This is a genomic window from Chryseobacterium sp. KLBC 52, assembly GCF_003347605.1.
In the GTDB taxonomy this organism is placed as follows: Bacteria; Bacteroidota; Bacteroidia; order Flavobacteriales; family Weeksellaceae; genus Chryseobacterium.
Map to the genome: position 1 here is coordinate 1 of NZ_QDFZ01000032.1, position 6,984 is coordinate 6,984.

The 6,984-nt window shown below is 32.9% G+C and carries 6 protein-coding genes; 1 reads left to right on the forward strand and 5 read right to left on the reverse strand.

Annotation, left to right across the window (positions count from 1 at the left end):
• The 3 genes from DDF69_RS21855 to DDF69_RS21865 all read right to left on the reverse strand — a co-directional run.
• The coding region (locus DDF69_RS21855; protein WP_162800985.1) for a response regulator transcription factor at positions 1 to 296 on the reverse strand (296 nt) is incomplete at its 3' end.
• Positions 289 to 3,273, reverse strand: a complete 2,985-nt coding sequence (locus DDF69_RS21860; protein ID WP_114822639.1) for a two-component regulator propeller domain-containing protein — start codon at positions 3,271 to 3,273, stop codon at positions 289 to 291. The genes DDF69_RS21855 and DDF69_RS21860, both read right to left, overlap by 8 nt.
• Before the next feature lie 453 nt (positions 3,274 to 3,726).
• Positions 3,727 to 4,140, reverse strand: a complete 414-nt coding sequence (locus DDF69_RS21865) for a lipocalin family protein (protein WP_114822640.1) — start codon at positions 4,138 to 4,140, stop codon at positions 3,727 to 3,729.
• A 715-nt stretch (positions 4,141 to 4,855) separates the two neighbouring features.
• Here DDF69_RS21865 and DDF69_RS21870 point away from each other — a divergent pair.
• Positions 4,856 to 5,995 (forward strand): hypothetical protein, encoded by a 1,140-nt coding sequence (locus DDF69_RS21870; protein ID WP_162800987.1) that lies wholly within the window; start codon positions 4,856 to 4,858, stop codon positions 5,993 to 5,995.
• Positions 5,996 to 6,131: 136 nt separating this feature from the next.
• On the opposite strand, the gene DDF69_RS21875 is transcribed toward DDF69_RS21870, so the two are convergent.
• Both DDF69_RS21875 and DDF69_RS21880 read right to left on the reverse strand, forming a co-directional pair.
• Complete coding sequence (locus tag DDF69_RS21875; protein WP_114822642.1) at positions 6,132 to 6,770, reverse strand: response regulator transcription factor; 639 nt, start codon at positions 6,768 to 6,770, stop codon at positions 6,132 to 6,134.
• A partial coding sequence (locus DDF69_RS21880; RefSeq protein ID WP_228411987.1) for an ATP-binding protein occupies positions 6,763 to 6,984 on the reverse strand: 222 nt, incomplete at its 5' end. The genes DDF69_RS21875 and DDF69_RS21880, both read right to left, overlap by 8 nt.

A 6,984-nucleotide genomic window follows, 5' to 3' on the forward strand; every position in this document is an offset into this window, starting at 1 on the left:
TCAGCTCCTTCAATGATATACTGTACGGCAATATCATTGTCATATACTGAAAAAACCAGGATTTTAAGATGGGGCTGTATTATTTTTATCTCACCAATCATACCCAGGTATTTGCTTTCCGGCATATTGATATCTAAGATCAGCAGGTCAAACGACTCTGCATATAGTTTGTCTGTGAGTTCCGTATAGGATTCTGCGCAGGAAATTTTCACATCTTTGTGGTGAGATTCCAGAATTAAGGTGGTTCCTAATCTTACTACAAAATGATCATCTGCAATAATAATTTTCTTAATCATATTTTTTAATTTTAATGGATACAACAGTTCCCTTTGGGGTATTGTTTTTAAATTCAATTTTACCATTGATCATCATAAGAAGCTGAAGAATAAGATGTAATCCTAAGCTGTATTTTTGTAAAACCAGTTTTTCATTTTCAATATTATCCTGAAGTTTTTCATAATAGGTCATTTGTTCCCGGCTCATTCCCTTACCCGTATCTTTTACCTCCAGGAAAAAGGTTCTGCTGTCTTCACTTGTAGAAATCTCTATGCTCCCATCAGTAGTATTTTTAATCGCATTGTCTATGAGATTATGGATGATAACAGCAATTACATTCTGATTTTTTTTCGAGTACGTGGGATCTTTAATATTGTTGATAATACGTGTATTTTGCTCTTTGGCAGCGACCTCAAAAAGTGCTTTTTTAGCTTCCACAACTTCGTAGACATTATATTTCTCATTTTTTTCAGAAATGTTATAGATCTCAGCGTATTCCTTCAGGGTCTTCACGAAATTGTAAAACTCTACAGAAGATTTGTAGAAACTCTCGAAATATTTCTTTTGTATGTAGCGGTCATGTTCATCGGTTTCATACAACTTTTGGGCTGTAATGGATAAATACTTTATGGGAGTAATGATATCATGGCTTATTGTCTCCAATAATTTTTTCTGCTGTAAGCTCTCTTTTCGGAGTTGTTCCTTGGTGTACTCTAATGTTGAAACTGTTTTGGATAGTTTCCGGGTTCTTACTGTAATAATTTCTTCGAGTTCCTTCTTTTTTAATATTTGTCTTTTTAGTCTGAATTTTATTAATTTTAAAATGAGAATTGATATAATAAATATGATAAAAAGCTTAAAGATGAGTACCTGATAAAACAGGTGTTTTACGTTGATATTAATTGTTTTATAGATATATTTTCCTTGTGGAGAAGCCAATACCCTCACCATAAGCTGATATTGGCCCGGTTGCAGGTTTGAGATGTAATATTTGCCATCACTTCCCACTCTTTCCCATTTTTCATTCTTACCGCCTTTCAGTTTTCCTTCGATAACCAAATTAGCTCTGTTGGCGTAATAAGGAACATCTACTACAATGACTGCTTTATAAAAATTGTTTTCCAGATTAATATTCTGTCCTTGTATGTTGCTTTTGCAATCATAGAATATAACCCTTTCCAAAAAGAAGTTTTTAGGGTAATAGCTTCTTATTTTTTCCGGATTAAAAAATAAAAGTCCTTTGATAGAAGGGAATACAAAATTTCCGTTGGGAAGAGCAGCAGCACTTGGAGAACAGCCTCCATTGAACTCGTTGGTATTAAAGCCGTCTTCTTTGCTGTACCGGTAATAGCTGGGTATGTTTTTTCTGTCTTTAGCATATTGCAGAAGGCTGCTTTTCAGTACCTTGAATAAGCCATTGTTGGTGCTGATCCAGAAAAAGCCTTTTTTGTCTTCCAGAATAGTATGTGAAAATAAAAGATATCGGTTTTCATCCACGGGCATTTTGATAAGCTGGTCTTTTTGATAGAGAAAGAAACCGTTTCCCTGAGTCATGATCCAAACATTTCCATCCTTTGTTTTAGTGATTTCTCTTACATGTAATGAAGCAGTAGATATTTTTTTAGGACTAAAATTGGGTGCTTCTATTATATATAAAGCATCTCTGGTCCCTACCAGCCATTTGTCATGGTCATATTCATGAACAGTAGTTACAATATTAGGAAGAGAAAATTGTAAAAAAGGATTTTTAAAACCGGAATCTTTATAAAAAGAAAGAGTCGATTTTAAAATAGGTTTGTGAAAAGTTGCTACATAATAATTCCTCAGTTTCCAGGCACGGGAGGGCTCATTTTTCAGAGCAAGCTTTTCTTTTTTAGAATAATCGGAATTTTTAAGAAAGCGTAATAAGCCTGATTCCCTCTGGACAAGGATATTCTGTTGATTATCATACAGTAAAAAAAAATGATCGGTCGTGTTAAAATGATATTTTTTTACCAATCCGTTTTCATTGTATACATCACCTAAGGAATTGATTACCTTATCATTTTCAAAAGGAAGCAGTGAATGAAAAATATTTTCATAGGATTTATCTGACCGGTTAGCTACATGAAAATTGTTGAATTTAATAACATTCAATCCATCGGATAATGTACCCAGGTACAGCTTATTGTTCACTTCATCATGATAGATGGAAGATAAGGAATTCTTATTAAGGTCATAATCTGCTAATTTTTTCAGACTAAAGCTATCGCACTCGTAATGTATTCTATACAACGAATGATTCTGGATAATAAAAGATTGATTGTTGATCTGGCTCCAGTATACTTTTATATCATTCTTAAAAAAAACTTCCGGGGCATTCAGGTAAGTTATCTGGGTCGGAGAAATTTTAATTATTTTTTTTAAAGATCTGGAAATGATAAAAATATTCTGGTTAAAGCAAAATGTATCCAGAATATAGTTTTTATGCAGATTTTTCAGTGTTGCAATGGTGTGATCCTTATATTGTATTGTTCCATTGTGAAACAAATGATAGTAGTTCTTCTTATCAAAATACACAAAGAAATCCGTATTTTCAAATGGCTCCGGTATTGCATTCTTAGTGAAAATAAAGTTTGATCTGCTTTCACGTATTACCCTTTGAAGGCAGCCTGATTTTTGATTCAGAAGTTTTACATTTCTTTTGGAGATCAATGCGATATTTTCATTGTAAGCAGTGGTATTGTAAATAGTGTCTTTTTTGGCATTTCCCAAAAAGGAGGTAAATCTGTTATTCTTAAATTTGAGATGATTATAGGTTACAAAATTATTTCCGTCATAGCGTACCAATCCATTTTCTGTACTGATCCAGATAAATCCGTACTTGTCTTTGATAATATCTTTTACACTGTTCTGAGGAAGTCCTTTATCTGTATCATACCATACCGATGCCGTCTGCTGGCTGTAATACAATTGAATATTTATGAAAAATATAAATATAAGTTGTTTATAAAACATTTTTAATACTTGTAGTTATAAAGTATTCATGGTATATAATTATAAAATTAGCAAATTTTAAAAGCTAAAAGAAGTGCTGAGTGTCATTTTAAAACTACATACTTTTAAATTAAAAATGACAGCGGTGTCAGTTTATAAGGCTTTTTAGGATGAATTTTAGCTGTTAATTAAACACTTGCCACATTTTGTATACTCTGATGGGTGTGAAACTTATTGGATTGATATTCTGACCAATGGTTTTTGGTAATAATGATGAAATAAATGTCATTTGTTGTATTTGTGATAAAATAAAATCAATGATACGAGACGAATATAAACAGCTGATTTTTATATTTTAAAATCCATCCATGGTTTTCAATGGCAGCATCAGAACATCATGGCCAGAAAAGAATTCTTCTTTTTAACTGTAATTGTTTGAAGAGAATAATGCAGATCATCAATCAGAGTGCAGATTTAATTTTCCTTGTGATAAATCTCTTCAATGTTGGATGTAGAATCTCCTGCTAAAGATAAAACAACCAAAGATTGATGATCCAGTTTTTTGATCAGCAGCGTATCAATATCACTTGAAACCTGTCTTATGCCTTCGGTGTGGTACCATAAAAATAATGTATCGTGAGAAACTTCCCATTGTTCATACAGTAAAGTGTGCCTATTTATGGATGTAGCAACACCATTGGCATGAAATTCAATACCTTGCTTTCCATTTTTTTGCCCTGGAATAGGTTGAACCCATTTTCCTGTAAGCGCAGCCATTTGGATATTTGCGTTAGATACTGATTCCGAATTTACTTTTGTATTTTCTTTTTTGGGGGAGCTACATGCTGTCAAAATACCAAGGATCATTAGTGAAAGTGCCTTTTGCATTATAATTCTATATATTTTTTTATATCTGTAAGTTTTTGATCTATGTAAGAATGATCCCGTAAAGCAACTACCATGTAAATGATAATCTGAATTCTCTTAAAAATTGACAGTAACGCTATATTATTTTTATCAATATAGTGCCACTACCTATTATCAGCAAAAGTACATAAATGTTCCCGATAGAACTTTTTCTAACCCGTAGTTATAAAACTACATAAACTACAATTTTAATTGTCATCCATCAATAATTGTCGTAATTTTTTATCGATATTTCACTTATTGCAGAATTATGTAGTTTTTAAACTACATAAGTGAGACATATTACTACATGTAGGGTAATGTATTTTTACACACTGATCTTAAGTTTTTTGTATTGTGAGATTTAATTTTGCATTATCAATAAGTTCGTTCCCTGAAAAATAAGAGAACTGCTAATTCAGTAATGATCAAAATACAAACAGAAGAATAAAAATATATTTAAACTCACCAAAAAGTACCAATAAAAAGCTATCCGGAGAACATCCATTTACACCGTTCCCTAAAGATTTTAAGTCCGTTTTTTGTTTATCATTAGACAAAAACCTCATTTTTTTGTATTTCACTTTTAATTAAAGGAATATTTCTCAGTCTTGTGGTAGTAATGCCCAGGTACATATTGGATTTACTTACTGGTCTTATATTTTATTTCAAAAAAATAAACACTAAAATTGAAGCAATGAAAAAAGATTTAACAACTTTATTAACAGCAGCCCTATTGGTAGCTTCTTCTGGCATTTCTGCACAGACAGCAGGTGTAGGGATTAATACTACAACGCCTAACTCCACATTAGATGTGAATGGAAAACTAGGCGTTACGGATATTGACGGACTTCAGGCACCGAGACTTACCCGTGCAGAGCTTTCTGCTAAAGGAGATGCTCTTTACGGAACTAATCAAAAAGGAGCATTGGTGTATATTACAGATATCTCAGCTGGTGATAATACAGGACCAAGACTTAATATCGACAGCATTGGGTATTACTATTTCGATGGTACAGCATGGCAAAAACTGATCAGTAATTATAGCAATATTTATAATGCAGATGGTACTCTTACCAATACCAGAACTATTATCCAAAATGGGAATGATCTGAAATTCGTGAATCAACAAACTACAGCCTTTGATAATAGTGTAGGACTTGGTATAGTGCAGGACTCTGGTACAGGGACAAGATCTTCAATGGGGTTTTCCAATAACGGAAATTATTCTTTATTTATCTATTGTGATACCAATTCAGCAGCGCAGGTTATGGCTACCGGAAAAAGTTCATCTCTTTCTTTAGGAACCAGTAGTACACATGTTCCTACTGGAATTGACTTTTCAACAACACCCGCAGGAGATGCTTTGGGGCAGGTGCGAATGCTGATTTCGCCTGCAGGAAATATTACAGCAATTAATAATCTGGCAATAGGGTATACGATAGAACCTACTTTTGGCTTAGAAAAATTAAATGTAAACGGAAGTATTAAAACTGCAACAGCCACCTATCCTGACTATGTATTTGATCAGTATTTCAACGGTACATCAAGCATTAATTCGAATTATAAATTTGCCAATATCTATGACACAGAAAGATTTATTATGCAAAACAAACATTTGCCTGGAGTAACTTCCATCAAGGAGCTGGAAAAAACTGATGAGGGTTATTCTTTTGATATTACCAAATTGTCTACTCAAACTCTGGAAAAAGTAGAAGAATTGTATTTACATGTTATACAGCAGCAAAAACAAATTGATATGCAAAAAAAACAAATACATACTCTGCTTGGTTTAACCCAAAAATTACAAAAAAATAAATTAAAAAAGCATCGATAAAATTGTAATAAAGAATTTTACGGTTCTTATAGGATACACAGATGATTAAAAAAAACGGAATGTTTTATTCCGTTTTTTTAATATACCCACATGTCCTTCAATTGATCTTTCTCTGGCATTATTACATACCGGGAGCTTATTTAGGTTTGTGGGTCTGGTTTTTATCTCCTAACCGTACCAGATCAACAGTGTTTTTAATGTTGAGTTTTTTATAAACTCTTGCTTTGTAAGTGCTTACGGTAGAGAGGTGCAGGTTCAACTCATTTGATATCTCAATATTCCCGTACCCTTTAGCCAGCAGATCGAATATTTCCTTTTCTCTTTCGGATAATGTTTCCAGCGGATTGATAGGACTGTCTTTTTTAGCTGAAGACACAAGTTTTTTAACGATATCCGGAGAATAATACGTTCCGGTTTCAAATATTTGCTGAACAGCTTCAAGGATATTATTTTCATCCGATAATTTGTTAATGTATCCATCAGCTCCTTCAATGATATACTGTACGGCAATATCATTGTCATATACTGAAAAAACCAGGATTTTAAGATGGGGCTGTATTATTTTTATCTCACCAATCATACCCAGGTATTTGCTTTCCGGCATATTGATATCTAAGATCAGCAGGTCAAACGACTCTGCATATAGTTTGTCTGTGAGTTCCGTATAGGATTCTGCGCAGGAAATTTTCACATCTTTGTGGTGAGATTCCAGAATTAAGGTGGTTCCTAATCTTACTACAAAATGATCATCTGCAATAATAATTTTCTTAATCATATTTTTTAATTTTAATGGATACAACAGTTCCCTTTGGGGTATTGTTTTTAAATTCAATTTTACCATTGATCATCATAAGAAGCTGAAGAATAAGATGTAATCCTAAGCTGTATTTTTGTAAAACCAGTTTTTCATTTTCAATATTATCCTGAAGTTTTTCATAATAGGTCATTTGTTCCCGGCTCATTCCCTTACCCGTATCTTTTACCTCCAG